Source organism: Actinomycetospora sp. ABD4_176, from assembly GCF_056311855.1.
The window spans coordinates 1,360,848-1,376,253 of the sequence record NZ_CM149974.1 but is presented as its reverse complement, the minus strand read 5'-3'; the positions used below and the strand labels follow the sequence as shown (position 1 = coordinate 1,376,253).

Here is a 15,406-nt window from a genome sequence, read left to right as displayed (position 1 = left end):
CGTTCGGAAGCTGACCCACCGGTAACCGGCCCGGATGCTCAGGTGCCGGAACGGCCCTCGGCGCGCAGGTCGTCGCACTGCTCCTCGTCGGCCGTGGGCAGGGGACCGGTGCCCAGCGCGCGCAGGACCAGGCCCACCGACAGCGGATCGGTGGGCAGGCGGGAGTGGGTGACGACGGCGTCGGAGCACACGTCCTGGAGGCGCACGGCGTCGGTGCCGGGCAGCTCGGCCGAGTCGGGCGGCGTGACGGTCTCGTCGTCGGCGCTCCACAGCGAGAGCCAGGGCACGCCGGCCGGCGCGGTGGCGAGGCCCGTGAGCAGGGCGCTGCCCGGGGCGAGCTGCTGGCAGGCACGGGGGCACGCGCCGGGCACGAGCGCCCCGCCGGCCGCCGCGAGCTCGGCGCCCCGCAGCGGCGACCCGAGCGTCACCACCCGGCGGACGGCGGGGGCGGTGCGGCCGCGGTCGAGGTAGACCCGCGTCGCGACCCCGCCCGCCGAGTAGCCGACGACGTCGACGGACGGGGCGCCGTCGTCGAGGAGCTCGCGCACGGTGTCGTCGATCGCGGCGCCCTGGGAGACGAGGTCGCCGGTGCCGCCGGAGGGCAGCTCGACGATCACCGCCCGCCGGCCCTCGGCCCGCAGACGCTCGGTGAGCCCGAGGAACGCCGCCCGGTTGCCGCCGTAGCCGGGCACGAGCACCACGGCGCCGGGCACGTCCGGGTCGGCGGGCGGCGGGACGCGGAACTCGCGCGCCACCCCGACCCCGATCAGCACCGCGACCACGGCCAGGAGCGCGAGCAGGGCGAGCACGAAGGCGCGCCGGCGCGGGGCCAGCCCACCGAGCGGAGCCCGCGCGGGCCAGGACGCCATGGCTCCCAGTGTGCCCGGGACGGGGTGGCCCCCGCCGTGAGACGGTGATCGCGTGGCCGCTCCCAGCACCCCCGACCCGACCACTGCCCCCGCCGACGCCGCCGCGCTCGCGCAGCGCCTCGAACCCCTCCACTCGATGATCTACTTCGTGCCCGAGGTGGGCGAGGAGCTCGCCGAGCTGGGCCTCACCCGCGGCGCGGACCAGTACTTCGCGCAACGCGCGGCGCCGATGGGCCCGGTCGGGCCGGGCGTCGTCACCGCGACGTTCTTCAACTTCAACCCCGCGCGCGTGGCGCGGTCGGTGCCCGGCGTGTGGTCGCTCGCCGCGCCCGCCGACATCGTCAACGCCCGGCTGCGGGCCGCCGACCGCGCCCTGCGCCGGCTGCTCGGCGACGCCGTCTCCTCGCCGGCCGTCACCCGCGCGTCGGAGCTCCTGCGGAAGGCCTGCGAGGGCGCGACCCCGGAGGACCGCCCGCTGCACGCCGCGCACGCCGACCTGCCCTGGCCCGAGGAGCCCCACCTCGCGCTGTGGCACGGGGTGACGCTGCTGCGCGAGCACCGGGGCGACGCCCACCTGCACGCGCTGGTCTCCGCGGGCCTCTCCGGCCTCGAGGCCCTCATCACCCACGTCGCCACGGGGCGCGGCTTCACCGTCGAGTTCGCGCAGCGCAACCGCGGCTGGTCGCCCGAGCAGTGGGCCGACGCGAGCGCCGGCCTCGCCGAGCGCGGCCTGCTCGACGGCGACGGCGCGCTCACCGAGGCCGGGACGGCGCTGCGCGCGGAGGTCGAGGACCACACCACGCGCATGTCCCTCGGCCCCTGGCGCCACCTCGGCCCCGAGGGGACGGCGGAGCTCGCCGAGACCTCCCGGCCGCTGTCGAAGGCCGTGCTGCCGGCCTTCGCCGTCGAGGGCGTCTTCGCCCCGGGCTCGCCCCGCGCCCCGAAGGGCTGACGCCGCGCCGGTTCACATGATCAGCAGGTCGAAAGGCACCGCCGTGAGGGTCCACGAGGTGCGTTTCGGCCTGCTGATCACCACGAAGCCTCCGGACGGCGGCGCCGCGGATCGAGGTGCACCCTGATGCCGGTCTCGGGGTCGGGAGGGGTGCCGGTGCGGGTCACGGTGGTCGGGGCGGGGATCGTCGGGCTGGCGACGGCGTACACCCTCGTCGGGGCGGGCGCCACGGTGCGCTGCCTCGACGTGGGCGCGCCGATGGGGGCGCGCTCCGCCGGCGACACGAGGATCTTCCGGGTGGCGCACGGCGACCCGGACCTCGTCGCGCAGGCCCGGCGCGCCTCCGAGCTGTGGGACGACTGGTCGACGACGGCCGGCCGCACGTTCGTCGGCGGCGACCGCGTGATCGTCAGCGGGCCGCGCGTGCCGGCGTGGTCGGCGGCCATGACCGCGGCGGGGGCGGTCCACCGGGTGGTGGACGGCGTGCTGCACGACCCCGCGGGCGGGGTGCTCGACCTCGCCGCGGCCGGGGCGTTCCTCGTCGCCGCGGTCGGGCCGGAGCGGGCCGGGGTCGACGGGGTCGACGCCGACGCCACGGTGCACACCGCCGACGGCCCGATCGACGCCGACGCCGTCGTCGTGGCCGCCGGGACCGGCACGCCCGCCCTCGTCGGACCGCTCGGGATCGACGTGCCGGCCGGGCTGGAGCACCACACCCGCTTCACCTTCGCCGGGCCCGCAGACCGCCCGTGCCACCTCGACGGCCGGGAGGACGGGCCGCTCGCGAGCACCTACCAGCACCGCACCCGGGCCGGGCACTGGGCGGTCGGCGGGCACCTGCCCGACGCCGACACCGCCTGGGAGCTCGGCGCGCACGAGGTCGCCCGCCGCTCGCGCGCCGCCGTCGTCGACCACGTCCGGCGCCACCTCCCGCAGCTCGACCCGACCCCGGTCGAGGAGCTGCGCTGCACCCCGATGCGGGGCGCCGGCGACGGTGTGCACCGGGCGCGCGAGGGCGCCGTGCACGTCGTGTGGGGCGACAACCTGGCGAAGCTCGCGCCCCGCATCGGCGAGCTCGTCGCGGCCGACGTGGTGGGGGACACCCCGGTACCCGCCGGTGAAGGGGATCACGCCCCGTAACCTGGAGGGGACGTCAACCCCCTCCGGCTGGAGTTCCTGCGTGTCCGTCACCGCCCCCGAGCGTCCCGAGCCCACCACCGGGCGCGTCGACCTGCGCAACGTGGCCATCGTCGCGCACGTCGACCACGGCAAGACGACGCTGGTGGACGCCATGCTGCGCCAGTCCGGCGCCTTCTCCGCGCGCGCCGAGCTGGTCGACCGGGTCATGGACTCCGGCGACCTCGAGCGCGAGAAGGGCATCACGATCCTCGCCAAGAACACGGCGGTCCGCCGCGACGGCGTGACGATCAACGTGATCGACACCCCCGGGCACGCCGACTTCGGCGGCGAGGTCGAGCGCGGGCTGTCGATGGTCGACGGCGTGGTGCTGCTCGTGGACGCCAGCGAGGGCCCGCTGCCCCAGACGCGCTTCGTGCTGCGCAAGGCGCTCGCGGCCCACCTGCCGGTGATCCTGGTCGTCAACAAGACCGACCGGGCCGACGCGCGGTGCGCCGAGGTCGTCGACGAGTCCCTCGAGCTGCTCCTCGAGCTGGCCACCGACCTCGGCCTCGACGACGAGGTCGTCGCGAACCTCCTCGACCTGCCCGTGGTCTACGCCAGTGCCCGCGCGGGCAAGGCGTCGACCGAGCGTCCCGCCGACGGCACCGTGCCGGACTCGCCGGACCTCCAGCCGCTGTTCGACATCCTCATGGACCAGGTCCCGGCCCCCACCGACGACCCGGACGGCCCGCTGCAGGCCCACGTCACCAACCTCGACGCCTCGTCGTACCTCGGCCGCATCGCGCTCTGCCGCGTGCGCTCGGGGCGCATCCGCCGCGGCCAGCAGGTCGGCTGGTGCCGTGCCGACGGGTCGGTCACCCGCGTCAAGGTCACCGAGCTGCTGCGCACCGAGGCCCTCGAGCGGGTGTCCACCGAGTACGCCGACGCGGGCGACATCGTCGCCGTCGCCGGGATCGCCGAGGTCACGATCGGCGACACGCTCGCCGACCCCGAGGACCCGCGCCCGCTGCCGCGCATCACCGTCGACGAGCCGGCGATCGCCATGACCATCGGCATCAACACCTCGCCGCTGGCCGGGCGGGATCCGAAGCCGGGCACGAAGCTCACCGCCCGACTGGTGAAGAACCGCCTCGACGCCGAGCTCGTCGGCAACGTCTCGATGCGCGTCCTGCCCACCGAGCGCCCCGACGCCTGGGAGGTCCAGGGCCGCGGGGAGCTCGCGCTGGCGATCCTCGTCGAGCAGATGCGCCGGGAGGGCTTCGAGCTCACCGTCGGCAAGCCCGAGGTCGTCACCAGGCGGGTCGACGGCAAGATCCACGAGCCGTTCGAGCGCCTGTCGGTGGACGTGCCCGACGAGCACCTCGGCGCGGTCACCCAGCTCCTCGCCGCCCGCAAGGGCGAGATGCTCGAGATGGCGCACTCGGCGTCCGGCCAGGTCCGGATGGAGTTCCGGGTGCCCTCGCGCGGGCTCATCGGCTTCCGCACGGAGTTCCTCACCGAGACCCGCGGCACCGGCATCGCCAACCAGCTCTTCGACGGCTACGGCCCCTGGGTCGGCGAGCTGCGCGCCCGCATCTCCGGCTCGCTCATCGCCGACCGCGCCGGAGCGGTGACCGGCCACGCCGTCGGGCTGCTCGCCGACCGCGGCGACCTCTTCGTCGGTCCCACCACGCCGGTCTACGCCGGCATGGTCGTCGGGGAGAACAACCGCTCGGAGGACATGGAGGTCAACATCGTCCGCGAGAAGAAGCTGACCAACATGCGCCAGTCCTCGCAGGACGTCCTCGAGCGCCTCACCCCGCCGCGCATCCTGTCGCTCGAGCAATCGCTGGAGTTCTGCTCCGAGGACGAGTGCGTCGAGGTCACGCCGGGCGCGGTCCGCATCCGCAAGGTCATCCTCGACGCCCAGGAGCGGCACAAGGCGCGCAACCGCGCCAAGCAGCCGAGCTGATCGGACCCGACGGCGTGACCGCGCGGTGGACGATGATGCAGGGGGTGCCCGCCGCCCCCGGTGGAGGCGGGCTCGCCGGGTGGGCCACCGATCTCCTGTCCACGTTCGGGGCGCCCGGGGCCGGGCTCCTCGTCGCGCTGGAGAACGTCTTCCCGCCGATCCCGAGCGAGGTGATCCTCCCGCTCGCCGGGTTCGCCGCTGGCCGCGGTGAGTTCTCGGTGCTCTCGGCGATCGCGTGGACCACCGGCGGCTCCGTGGTCGGGGCGGTCGCGCTCTACCTCGTCGGCATGCTCGCGCCGGAGCACCGGGTGCGCCAGGCGCTGTCGAGGATCCCGATGGTGCACGTCGAGGACGTCCGGCGGGCCGAGGGCTGGTTCGACCGGCACGGCCGGTGGGCGGTGTTCCTGGGGCGCATGGTGCCCGGCGTCCGCAGCCTGGTGTCGCTGCCCGCCGGCGCCCGGCGGATGCGGTGGTGGGAGTTCGGGCTGCTCACGGCCCTGGGCAGCCTGATCTGGAACAGCGTGTTCGTGTACGGGGGCTACGCCCTGGGCACGCGCTGGTACCTCGTGGAGCGGTACTCGGGCGTGTTCCAGGTGGTCGTGCTGGTGCTGCTCGCCGCGCTCGTCGTGTTCATGCTGGTCAAGCGCTACCGGCGCCACCGCCGGAAGGTGAAGGCGATGAACGCCCCCACCGAGCTGATCGACCGCCCGGACCGCTGAGCCGCGCCCCGGGCGGTCGATCACGCGGTCAGCGCTCCTCCTGCGGGCGGCCCTCCTCGGCCCAGCGGGTGTGGAAGGTGCCCTCGCGGTCGGTGCGCCGGTAGGTGTGCGCGCCGAAGAAGTCGCGCTGCCCCTGGATGAGGGCGGCGGGCAGGCGCGAGGCGCGCAGGGCGTCGTAGTAGGCCAGCGCCGTCGAGAACCCGGGCGCCGGGATCGCGAGCTGTGCGGCGACGGCCACGACCCGCCGCCAGGCGTCCTGCGCGCCCGCGAGGGCCTCGGAGAACGAGGTGTCGGTCAGCAGCGTGGGCAGGGCGGGGTCGCGGCGGTAGGCCGCGGTGATCTCGTCGAGGAACCGCGCGCGGATGATGCAGCCGCCGCGCCAGATGGAGGCCACGGCGCCGAGGTCGATCGTCCAGTCGTACTCCTCGGCACCCGCCTGGATCTGGTTGAACCCCTGGGCGTAGGCGACGATCTTCGAGGCGTAGAGCGCCTGCTCGATGTCCTCGGCGAAGCCCTCGGCGCCGGCGCCCTCGAGGACCCCGCCGGGTCCCGGGAGGTCGCGGGCGGCCTCGCGCAGGTCGCGGTGCCCGGACAGCGAGCGCGCGAACACGGCCTCGCCGATGCCCGTCACCGGCACGCCGAGCTCCAGCGCGCCCTGCACCGTCCAGCGCCCGGTGCCCTTCTGCTCGGCCTCGTCGGCGACGACGTCGACGAACGGCTTGCCGGTGTCGGCGTCGACGTGGTCGAGCACCTCGGAGGAGATCTCCATGAGGTAGGAGTCGAGACGTCCGGAGTTCCACTGCCGGAACACGTCGGCGATCGCCGACGGCTCCATCCCGAGCCCCTTGCGCAGCAGGTCGTAGGCCTCGGCGATGAGCTGCATGTCGGCGTACTCGATGCCGTTGTGCACCATCTTCACGAAGTGGCCCGCGCCGTCGGCCCCGATGTGCGTGCAGCAGGGCTCGCCGTCCACCTTGGCCGAGATGTCCTCGAGCAGCGGCCCGAGCGCGTCGTAGGCCTCCTTCGGCCCGCCCGGCATGATCGAGGGGCCGTTGAGGGCGCCCTCCTCGCCGCCGGACACGCCCATCCCGACGAAGTTCAGGCCCTTCTCCGACAGGGCCTTCTCGCGGCGGCGGGTGTCGAGGAAGTGGGCGTTGCCGGCGTCGATGACGACGTCGCCCTGCTCGAGCAGCGGGACGAACTCGTCGATCACCGCGTCGGTCGCCGCGCCCGCCGGGACCATGAGCACGATCCGGCGCGGGCGCTCCAGGGCGTCGACGAACTCCTGCGCCGACTCCGCGCCGACGAAGGTGCCCTCGTCGGAGAAGTTCTCGACGAGGTCCCGCATGCGCTGCGCGCTGCGGTTGTGCACCGCCACCACGTGCCCGTGCCGGGCGAGGTTGCGGGCGAGGTTGCGCCCCATCGTGGCCAGGCCGCTGACGCCGATCTCGGCTTTCGCACTCACGCGGTGCAGAGTGCCCACCCGACCGTCCGTCACACCAGGGCCTGTCCCGATCGACGACGTGGGCTGTCGCGGGAGTTCACCGGACCGTCATCCGGCCGTCCGCGCAGCCCCGGCGGGTGCTGTGGCCGGGCCGCTCTGATGGCGGGCGTGACGGAGCCCCCGGGCGCGCAGGCGCGCTTCCGCCGGACCTGCGCCGGCCTCGTCGCGGTCCTGCCGGGACCGCTGGGCCGCCTCGTCGCGCCGAGCATGGTCGGGTTCTGCCTGGTCAACGGCTTCACCTTCGCCGTCGACCTCCTGCTGCTGACGCTGCTCGTCGACCTCCTGCGCCTGCCCCTGTGGCTCGCCGTCACGATCGCGTACGGCACGGCCTTCACGCTGAGCTTCCTGCTCAACCGGTGGCTCACCTTCGACCCGGAGCGGCCCGTCGGCGTCCAGGTCGTGTTCTTCGTCGCCGTCGTGGTCGTCAACTACGCGGCGATCGTGCTGGGCGTGACCCAGGTGCTCACCGCCGCCGGCACGCCCTACCAGCTCGCCCGCCTCGCGGCCGGGATGTGCGAGGCGGTGTTCATGTACTCCGCGATGCGGTGGGTGGTGTTCGGGCGGCCGGGCTCCCCGGCCCGCACCTGAACGGGGGCATCGGCGGTCCTGGCTACGCTGGGGTCGTGCTGTCCCGGATCGACCTGCGCGCCGCCGTCCCCGCCCCCGCCGAGCTGCGGTCGATGCTGCCGCGGGCCGCGGTCGACGTGGACGCCGTGGTCGAGCGGGTGCGCCCGGTGATCGACGCCGTGCGCGAGCGCGGGGCCGACGCGGCGCTGGAGTACGCCGAGCGGTTCGATCGGGTGCGCCCGGGGTCGGTGCGCGTGCCGGCGGCGGCGCTGCGCGAGGCCCTCGACGGCGTCGACCCCGAGGTCCGCGCGGCGCTGGAGACGTCGATCGAGCGCGCGCGGACGGTCCACGCCGACCAGCGGCGTACCGACAGCACCACGCAGGTGGTGCCCGGGGGCACGGTCACCGAGCGCTGGGTGCCGGTGGCCCGGGTCGGGCTGTACGCGCCGGGCGGGCTCGCGGTCTACCCCTCGAGCGTCGTCATGAACGTGGTGCCGGCCCAGGAGGCGGGCGTCGAGGGGCTGGTCGTGTGCTCGCCGCCCCAGGCCGAGTTCGGCGGACGCCCGCACCCGCTCGTCCTCGCCGCGGCGGCGCTGCTCGGCGTCGACGAGGTGTGGGCGGTCGGCGGCGCCCAGGCGGTGGCGCTGCTCGCGTACGGCGGGGTCGACACCGACGGTGGCGCGCTCGAACCCGTCGACATGGTGACCGGCCCGGGCAACGTCTACGTCACCGCCGCCAAGCGGGTGCTGCGCGGGCGCATCGGGATCGACTCGGAGGCGGGCACCACCGAGATCGCGGTCCTCGCCGACCACACCGCCGACCCGGTCCACGTCGCCGCCGACCTCGTCAGCCAGGCCGAGCACGACCCGGCGGCCGCGTCGGTGCTGGTCACGACCTCGCCGGAGCTCGCCGAAGCCGTGGACGCCGAGCTCGCCGCCCAGGTGGCCACCACCAAGCACAGCGAGCGGATCACCACGGCGCTGTCGGGCCCGCAGTCGGGGACGATCCTCGTGGCGTCGGTCGAGGACGGGCTGCGGGTGGTCGACGCCTACGCCGCCGAGCACCTCGAGATCCAGACCGACGACGCCCGCGCGGTGGCCGCACGGGTGCGCAACGCCGGCGCGGTGTTCGTCGGCCCGCACAGCCCGGTCTCGCTCGGCGACTACTGCGCGGGCTCCAACCACGTGCTGCCCACCGGCGGCTGCGCCCGGCACTCCAGCGGCCTGTCGGTGCAGACGTTCCTGCGCGGCATCCACGTCGTCGACTACTCCGCGGACGCGCTCGCCGAGGTCGCCGACCGCGTCGTCGCCCTCGCCGACGCCGAGGACCTGCCCGCACACGGCCAGGCCGTCACCGCCCGGTTCGGCCGCCGGAAGGACCGCTGAGGATGTCCGACGTCATCGGCGACGGGGTCGTGCTCGACGACCTCCCGCTGCGCGACGACCTGCGCGGCCGCAGCCCCTACGGCGCTCCGCAGCTGCAGGTCCCGGTCGCGCTCAACACCAACGAGAACCCGTTCCCGCCGCCGCCCGCCCTCGTCGACAGGGTGGCCGCGGCGACCCGCGAGGCGGCCGCGACGCTGCACCGCTACCCCGACCGCGACCACGTCGCCCTGCGCTCGGCGCTCGCCGCCTACCTGACGCGGGCGACGGGCGTGCGCCTCGCCACCGAGAACCTGTGGGCCGCGAACGGGTCGAACGAGGTGCTCCAGCAGCTGCTGCAGGCCTTCGGCGGGCCCGGGCGCCTCGCGCTGGGCTTCGAGCCGTCGTACTCGATGCACCCCGTCCTCGCGGCGGGCACGCGCACGGAGTGGCTGCCGGCCCCGCGCCGCGACGACTTCTCCCTCGACGCGGCCCAGGCCGTCGACGTCGTGCGGGAGAAGCGGCCCGATGTCCTGTTCGTGACCACGCCGAACAACCCCACCGGCCAGTCGACCCCGCTCGACGAGCTGCGCGCGATCGCCGAGGCGGCGCCGGGTCTCGTGGTGGTCGACGAGGCGTACGTCGAGTTCTCGTCGGGGCCCTCGGCGGTCGAGCTGCTCGAGCCGCTGGGGCACAAGCTCGTCGTCAGCCGCACGATGTCCAAGGCATTCGCGTTCGCCGGCGGGCGGCTGGGCTACCTCGCGGCGGCGCCGGCGGTGATCGAGGCGCTGATGCTCGTGCGCCTGCCCTACCACCTCTCGGCGCTCACCCAGGCCGCCGCGCTCGCCGCCCTCGAGCACGCCGACGAGACCCTGGCGCTGGTGGCGACCCTGTCCCGGGAGCGCGACCGCGTCGCCGCGGCCCTGGCCGACCTCGGCGCCCACGTCGTGGAGAGCACCGCGAACTTCCTGCTCTACGGCGGGTTCCCGGCGCGGCACGCGGACGCCCATGCGGCGTGGCAGGCCTACCTCGACGCCGGCGTCCTGGTCCGTGACGTCGGCATCCCCGGGATGCTGCGCGTGACGGTCGGGACGCCGGGGGAGAACGACCGCTTCCTCGAGGTCAGCGCGGACGTCATGCGGGGCTGAGGGGTCCGGCCGATCCCTGCGCCCTTCGGGGTCGGCGACTGTGCTCTCAAGAGCTATGCACAAAATCGCGTCGAGAACACGGCCCGCAGCCCCGATGAGCGTGTCGGCGGCCGTGGTTGGCGCCGCCGCCGTGGTAGCCGGCGGCCCTCGCGGCCCTCGCGGCCCTCGCGGCCCTCGCGGCCCTCGCGGCCCTTCTCGGCCCTCGTCGGCCGTCGCGGCTGGCGTCGGCGTCGGCGTCGGGCGACCCGATCGGTCGCCCCGGTCAGCTCAGTCACCCTCGGCGGAGCTATGCCCAAGATCGCGTTGAGACCGCCGCTGGCTGCTCCGGAGGGTGTGTCGGTCTCGACGCGATCATGGGCATAGCTTCCGCGACGCCGTGGTCGTCGTCCGCCGCGATGGCCGCTGAGGCCGCGTCAGCGTCGGCGTAGGGCGACTCGACCGATCTCCAGGGTCAGCCCGGTCGCCCTCCGCGGAGCTGTGCGCCTGATTGCGTCGAGACCTCGCTCCCCGGGCCTCGTGGTGACCCCGGTCGTGCCGCTGGGCGGCGAGGTCGACGCCGTCGTCCTCGACGCGATCTTGGCCAGAGCTCCCGGGCGGCGTACTCGGGCCGAGCGAGGGTCAGCTCGCCGCCGCGTCCCGGGCCGCCTCGCGCGCGGCCCGGAGGCGCTCGACCACCGGCTCGCGGGGGTGGGGCGGGGCCGGCGCGCCGAGGTGGGTCACGCGCAGCTCGGCCATGAAGTCCTCCCACATCGCGGGCCCGCCGGCCTCGAGCAGCTCGGCGCGCACGGCGAGCTCCTCGGTGGTCTCGCGGTGGCGCAGGCCCCAGGACCCGAGGGCGACGAAGACCGGGATCAGCTGGATGGAGGCCTCGGTGAGGCTGTAGGTCGCGCGGCGGCCGCGGCCCGGGTCGTCGCGGGTGAGCATCCCGTCGTCGACGAGGCGGTGGAGCCGGTCGGCGAGGATGTTCGAGGCGATGCCCTCCTCGGAGCCCGCGAGGATCTCGCGGAAGTGCCGCTTGCCGCCGAAGGTGATGTCGCGCAGCACGAGGAGCGTCCAGTGGTCGCCGAGCGCCTCGACCGCTCGGTTGATCGGGCAGCCCGACCGTCCGTCCTGCCGCATAGCGACCTCCGAAGTGAGAAGTGGTTGCACTTTACCACTGCACTCCATTAGCTTCTCGGCCACCGATTGCAAACTGCAATCACTATCCCGAGGAGAACACCATGGCCCGACTGCGCGTGCACGCGTTCACGATCACCCTCGACGGCTTCGGCACGGGGACCGACCAGCGGCTCGACGCCCCGTTCGGCGACGGCGTCGAGGGGCTGCACGACTGGATGATGCCGAGCTTCCGCGGCGAGGGGACCGGCGTCGACGGCGCCGCGTTCCGGGCGGGGGACGAGAACATCGGGGCGACGATCATGGGGCGGAACATGTTCGGCCCGGTGCGCGGGGAGTGGCCCGACGAGAGCTGGCGCGGCTGGTGGGGCGAGGACCCGCCGTATCACCACGACGTGTTCGTCCTGACCCACCACGTGCGGCCGTCGCTGCCGATGGACGGCGGCACCACGTTCCACTTCCTGGAGGCCACGCCGAGGGAGGTCCTGGACCGCGCGACCGAGGCCGCCGGCGGGAAGGACGTCCGCCTCGGCGGCGGCGTCGCGACCGTGCGGGCGTTCCTCGCCGAGGGCCTCGTCGACGAGCTGAACCTCGTCGTCGCACCGATCCTCGCCGGCGCGGGGGAGCGGCTCTTCGAGGGCCTGCACGAGCTGCCTGCCGGCTACCGGGTCGACGCGCTGGTCCCGGGCGAGAGCGGCGCGGTCCACGCCCGGGTGGTGCGGCGGTAGCACGGCGGGCCGATCCGTACCCTGGAACCCGTGAGTCGCACGGGACGCGTGGAGCGCGTGACCAAGGAGTCGAGCGTGCTCGTCGAGGTCGACCTCGACGGCACGGGCCGCACCGAGGTCGCCACCGGGGTGCCGTTCTTCGACCACATGCTCGACGCGCTGGGCAAGCACGGCGCGCTCGACCTCGTGGTCCGGGCCTCCGGCGACGTCGAGGTCGACGCCCACCACACCGTCGAGGACGTCGCGATCGTGCTGGGCCAGGCGCTCAAGCAGGCCCTCGGCGACAAGTCGGGCATCCGCCGCTTCGGCGACGCCTGGATCCCGATGGACGAGGCGCTCGCGCAGGCCGTCGTCGACGTCTCCGGTCGGCCCTACTGCGTGCACACCGGGGAGCCCGAGTCGATGGCCGGGTTCGTCGTCGGCGGGAACTACCCGACGGTGCTCAACCGGCACGTCTTCGAGTCGATCGCCTTCCACGCCGGCATCGCCCTGCACGTGCGGGTCACCGGCGGGCGCGACCCCCACCACATCACCGAGGCCGAGTACAAGGCCGTCGCCCGTGCGCTGCGCGCGGCCGGCGAGCCCGACGCGCGCCTCGAGGGCCCGGCGTCGACCAAGGGCGTCCTGGAGTCGTGAGCTCGGGCAGCGTGCTCGTCGTCGGGCTGCTCGCCCTGAGCGGGTTCCTCATCGGCGGCGTCGTCAGCTTCTGGCCGCGCAACCGGGTCGCGGCGGTGATCCTCGGGGTGCTCGCGGCCCTGGCCCTCGGCGCGGCGGTCCTGCGCCTGCTCCCGGCCTGACACGATCCCCGAGCCACGCCCCGGATTCCGGGGGGTGGCGACGGCCGGCAACGGGGACAATCCTCGCGCAGTCAGCATCTCAGGAGGCGCCGTGGACGCTCGGGGGCACGGTTCACCCCCGGTCCCGCCCCCGTCGCCCGCCACCGCGGCGCGGATCGCCGAGCTCGCGGCCCTCGACGACGAGGCCGACGCCGCCACCGTCCGCCGGATCTACGACGACTGGGCCCCGACCTACGACGACGAGGACGTCGCGGCCCTCCTCGGCTACCCGTCGCCCGAGCGGGTCGCGGAGCGGGTCGCATCGCTCGTGCGTCCCGAGACCGACGTCCTCGACGCGGCGTGCGGCACCGGGCTCGTCGGGGCGGCGCTCGCGGCGCGCGGCTTCCGGTCGGTCGACGGGCTCGACCTGTCCCCGGCGATGATCCGGCGGGCCCGCCGGCGCCGCGTCTACCACGATCTCGGGCCCGCCGACCTGCGGCGCGAGGTGCCGGGCGCCGCCGCCAAGTTCGGCGTCGTCACCTGCGTCGGTGCGCTCGGACCCGGCCACCTCGGCCCGCCCGCGCTCGGCGGCCTCGTGCGCGTGCTGCGTCCCGGGGGGCTGCTCGTGATCGCGGCCGCCGAGGAGGTCTGGGCCGCGGGGCCGTACGAGGCGGCGGTGCGGCGGCTCGTCGACGGCGGTCACGTCCGGCCCGCCGACGACACCGACCTCGCCGACCTCGCCGACCTCGACACCACCGACGACGCCACCGGTCCCGGGCGGCTCGTGGTGCTCACCGCGCGCGAGGTCCCCGGCCCGGGACGCTCGGTAGCCTGGCGAGCGTGAGCTCGCCCGCCACCACCGTCCCCCGCCCGCCCTCGCGCACCCCGCGCGTTGTCGTCCTCGACTACGGGTCGGGCAACCTGCGCTCCGCCGAGCGGGCGCTCGAGCACGTGGGCGCCGAGGTGGAGGTCACCGCGGACGGGCGCGCGGCCCTGGCGGCCGACGGGCTGGTCGTCCCCGGCGTCGGGGCGTTCGCGGCGTGCGCGGCGGGTCTGCGCTCGGTCCACGGCGAGCGGCTGATCGAGCAGCGCCTGGCCGGGGGACGTCCGGTGCTCGGCATCTGCGTGGGCATGCAGGTGCTCTTCGAGCGCGGCGTCGAGTTCGGCGAGGAGGCCGCCGGCGCCGGCCAGTGGCCCGGCACCGTCGAGAAGATCCGCGCCGACGTGCTGCCCCACATGGGGTGGAACACCGTCAGCGCCCCCGAGGGCAGTGTCCTCTTCGACGGCATGACGCCCGACACCCGCTTCTACTTCGTGCACTCCTTCGGCGTGCGCCGCTGGGAGCAGGAGGCGCCGGAGCACTTCCGCCCGGCGATGGTGACCTGGGCCCACCACGGCGAGGACTTCGTCGCGGCCGTCGAGAACGGGCCGCTGTCGGCCACCCAGTTCCACCCCGAGAAGTCCGGGGAGGCCGGGGCGCAGCTGCTCTCGAACTGGCTGGGCGCGCTGCGGTAGACGCCTGCGGTAGACGTCTGCGGTAGAAATTCCCGCGGCCGGTGTCGAAGGCGGTCCGCCCCGTTCGACGCCCGGGTGAGCGGCGGGGGAGAGCCTCGCCGACGATCCGCGAGGAGAGCCCGATGCGCTACATGCTGATCATGTCGGCCCCGGAGTCCATGGCGTTGGGCGGTCCCGACGCCCCGCCGGCCGAGGAGGCCTTCGAGGCCATGGGCCGGTACAACACCGACCTCGTCGACGCGGGCGTCCTGCTCGCGGCCGAGGGCCTCGCGCCCAGCGCCGACGGGTTCGTCGTCACCCACGACGGCGAGGCCCCGTCCGTCACCGACGGCCCGTTCACCGAGGCCAAGGAGCTCGTCGCGGGATTTTGGATCCTCGAGGTCGCCTCGCGCGAGGAGGCCGTCCAGTGGGCCCGGCGCTGCCCGATCGGGCCGGGCGTGCGTCTCGAGGTCCGGCGGATCGCCGAGCTGGCCGACCTCTCCGACATCGCCCCCGCCGAGGTGCTCGACGCCGAGGCCACACTGCGCCGGCGCCTGTCCGAGCGCGAGCAGGTCTGACCCCCGCCCACCCGAGCTCTCCGACGACACCCAGGAGGACCGAGATGCGCTTCATGCTGCTGCTCAAGTACGACGAGGCCGCGCAGGCGGAGACGCCGCCCGACCCCGCCGTGTTCGAGGAGATGGGCACCTTCAACACCGCGATGGTCGACGCCGGCGTGCTCGTCGCCGGCGAGGGCCTGCTGCCCAGCGCCAGGGGTGCGCTCGTCGCGTTCGACGGCGAGGAGCCCACCGTCACCGACGGCCCGTTCGCCGAGGCCAAGGAGCTGGTCGGCGGCTTCTGGATCCTGCAGGTCGACTCGCTCGAGGACGCCGTGTCGTGGGCGCGCCGGGCGCCGTTCCGCCAGGGCGAGCGCATCGAGGTGCGCAAGGTCGCCGAGGCCGAGGACTTCGAGGGCATCGCCCCGCAGGAGGTCCTCGACGCCGAGGAGGAGCTGCGCGCCCGGCAGGCCCAGCAGCACGGGTGACCACCTCCGCGACCGTGGACCCCGCCCGTCCCGATC

Annotated in this window: 17 protein-coding genes; 14 read left to right on the top strand and 3 right to left on the bottom strand. The window is 74.9% G+C overall.

Annotated features, from left to right (window positions below; translation table 11 throughout):
• Positions 1-38: 38 nt before the first annotated feature.
• A complete protein-coding gene (locus ACYX4T_RS06710) occupies positions 39-869 on the bottom strand; it encodes an esterase/lipase family protein (RefSeq protein ID WP_476013778.1) in 831 nt (276 codons plus the stop codon).
• A 52-nt stretch (positions 870-921) separates the two neighbouring features.
• Between ACYX4T_RS06710 and ACYX4T_RS06705 the strand changes: the two genes are divergently transcribed.
• The 4 genes from ACYX4T_RS06705 to ACYX4T_RS06690 all read left to right on the top strand — a co-directional run bounded on the left by ACYX4T_RS06705 (position 922) and on the right by ACYX4T_RS06690 (position 5,631).
• Entirely contained in the window at positions 922-1,821 is a 900-nt protein-coding gene (locus ACYX4T_RS06705; protein WP_476013777.1) for an SCO6745 family protein, read from the top strand.
• 126 nt (positions 1,822-1,947) lie between these two features.
• Positions 1,948-2,961, top strand: coding sequence for an NAD(P)/FAD-dependent oxidoreductase (locus ACYX4T_RS06700; RefSeq protein WP_476013776.1), 1,014 nt, complete (start codon positions 1,948-1,950; stop codon positions 2,959-2,961).
• Positions 2,962-3,001: 40 nt separating this feature from the next.
• On the top strand, positions 3,002-4,912 hold the full coding sequence (gene typA / locus ACYX4T_RS06695) for a translational GTPase TypA (RefSeq protein WP_476013775.1): 1,911 nt from the start codon (positions 3,002-3,004) through the stop codon (positions 4,910-4,912).
• Positions 4,913-4,956: 44 nt separating this feature from the next.
• A complete protein-coding gene (locus tag ACYX4T_RS06690) occupies positions 4,957-5,631 on the top strand; it encodes a DedA family protein (protein ID WP_476013774.1) in 675 nt (224 codons plus the stop codon).
• A 28-nt stretch (positions 5,632-5,659) separates the two neighbouring features.
• Here the strand turns inward: ACYX4T_RS06690 and gndA are convergent, their stop codons facing one another.
• A complete protein-coding gene (gndA, locus tag ACYX4T_RS06685; RefSeq protein WP_476013773.1) occupies positions 5,660-7,096 on the bottom strand; it encodes an NADP-dependent phosphogluconate dehydrogenase in 1,437 nt (478 codons plus the stop codon).
• 147 nt (positions 7,097-7,243) lie between these two features.
• On the opposite strand from gndA, the gene ACYX4T_RS06680 reads away from it, so the two are divergent.
• Genes ACYX4T_RS06680 through ACYX4T_RS06670 form a run of 3 tightly spaced genes read left to right on the top strand, consistent with a single transcriptional unit; the run spans position 7,244 to position 10,211 of the window.
• Positions 7,244-7,723 (top strand): GtrA family protein, encoded by a 480-nt coding sequence (locus ACYX4T_RS06680; protein WP_476013772.1) that lies wholly within the window; start codon positions 7,244-7,246, stop codon positions 7,721-7,723.
• Between the two features lie 35 nt (positions 7,724-7,758).
• Positions 7,759-9,087 (top strand): histidinol dehydrogenase, encoded by a 1,329-nt coding sequence (gene hisD, locus ACYX4T_RS06675; protein ID WP_476013771.1) that lies wholly within the window; start codon positions 7,759-7,761, stop codon positions 9,085-9,087.
• A 2-nt stretch (positions 9,088-9,089) separates the two neighbouring features.
• Positions 9,090-10,211, top strand: a complete 1,122-nt coding sequence (locus ACYX4T_RS06670; RefSeq protein WP_476013770.1) for a histidinol-phosphate transaminase — start codon at positions 9,090-9,092, stop codon at positions 10,209-10,211.
• Between the two features lie 618 nt (positions 10,212-10,829).
• Here ACYX4T_RS06670 and ACYX4T_RS06665 read toward each other — a convergent pair.
• Positions 10,830-11,330 carry a winged helix-turn-helix transcriptional regulator gene (locus ACYX4T_RS06665; RefSeq protein WP_476013769.1) on the bottom strand — a complete coding sequence of 167 codons (501 nt, stop codon included), beginning with the start codon at positions 11,328-11,330 and terminating at the stop codon, positions 10,830-10,832.
• Between the two features lie 101 nt (positions 11,331-11,431).
• Here ACYX4T_RS06665 and ACYX4T_RS06660 point away from each other — a divergent pair, with 101 nt between their 5' ends.
• From ACYX4T_RS06660 to ACYX4T_RS06630, 7 genes are all read left to right on the top strand, one after another.
• The gene (locus ACYX4T_RS06660) at positions 11,432-12,055 is read left to right on the top strand and encodes a dihydrofolate reductase family protein (RefSeq protein WP_476013768.1); all 624 of its coding nucleotides are present in this window, start codon (positions 11,432-11,434) and stop codon (positions 12,053-12,055) included.
• A gap of 30 nt (positions 12,056-12,085) precedes the next feature.
• Positions 12,086-12,691 (top strand): imidazoleglycerol-phosphate dehydratase HisB, encoded by a 606-nt coding sequence (gene hisB, locus ACYX4T_RS06655; RefSeq protein ID WP_476013767.1) that lies wholly within the window; start codon positions 12,086-12,088, stop codon positions 12,689-12,691.
• The gene (locus ACYX4T_RS06650) at positions 12,688-12,852 is read left to right on the top strand and encodes a hypothetical protein (protein ID WP_476013766.1); all 165 of its coding nucleotides are present in this window, start codon (positions 12,688-12,690) and stop codon (positions 12,850-12,852) included. The genes hisB and ACYX4T_RS06650 overlap by 4 nt, the downstream gene beginning before the upstream one ends.
• A gap of 91 nt (positions 12,853-12,943) precedes the next feature.
• On the top strand, positions 12,944-13,675 hold the full coding sequence (locus ACYX4T_RS06645) for a class I SAM-dependent DNA methyltransferase (protein WP_476013765.1): 732 nt from the start codon (positions 12,944-12,946) through the stop codon (positions 13,673-13,675).
• Positions 13,672-14,346 carry an imidazole glycerol phosphate synthase subunit HisH gene (gene hisH / locus ACYX4T_RS06640; RefSeq protein ID WP_476013764.1) on the top strand — a complete coding sequence of 225 codons (675 nt, stop codon included), beginning with the start codon at positions 13,672-13,674 and terminating at the stop codon, positions 14,344-14,346. The genes ACYX4T_RS06645 and hisH overlap by 4 nt, the downstream gene beginning before the upstream one ends.
• A 122-nt stretch (positions 14,347-14,468) precedes the next feature.
• A complete protein-coding gene (locus ACYX4T_RS06635) occupies positions 14,469-14,903 on the top strand; it encodes a YciI family protein (RefSeq protein WP_476013763.1) in 435 nt (144 codons plus the stop codon).
• Between the two features lie 44 nt (positions 14,904-14,947).
• Complete coding sequence (locus ACYX4T_RS06630; protein WP_476013762.1) at positions 14,948-15,370, top strand: YciI family protein; 423 nt, start codon at positions 14,948-14,950, stop codon at positions 15,368-15,370.
• Positions 15,371-15,406: the final 36 nt, after the last annotated feature.

Excerpts from the sequence above, each read along its gene's own strand:
- ACYX4T_RS06710 (WP_476013778.1), bottom strand. The coding sequence starts at position 869 with ATGGCGTCCTGGCCCGCGCGGGCTCCGCTCGGTGGGCTGGCCCCGCGC.
- ACYX4T_RS06700 (WP_476013776.1), top strand. The coding sequence starts at position 1,948 with ATGCCGGTCTCGGGGTCGGGAGGGGTGCCGGTGCGGGTCACGGTGGTC.
- ACYX4T_RS06670 (WP_476013770.1), top strand. The coding sequence starts at position 9,090 with ATGTCCGACGTCATCGGCGACGGGGTCGTGCTCGACGACCTCCCGCTG.
- ACYX4T_RS06665 (WP_476013769.1), bottom strand. The coding sequence starts at position 11,330 with ATGCGGCAGGACGGACGGTCGGGCTGCCCGATCAACCGAGCGGTCGAG.
- ACYX4T_RS06660 (WP_476013768.1), top strand. The coding sequence starts at position 11,432 with ATGGCCCGACTGCGCGTGCACGCGTTCACGATCACCCTCGACGGCTTC.
- ACYX4T_RS06635 (WP_476013763.1), top strand. The coding sequence starts at position 14,469 with ATGCGCTACATGCTGATCATGTCGGCCCCGGAGTCCATGGCGTTGGGC.
- ACYX4T_RS06630 (WP_476013762.1), top strand. The coding sequence starts at position 14,948 with ATGCGCTTCATGCTGCTGCTCAAGTACGACGAGGCCGCGCAGGCGGAG.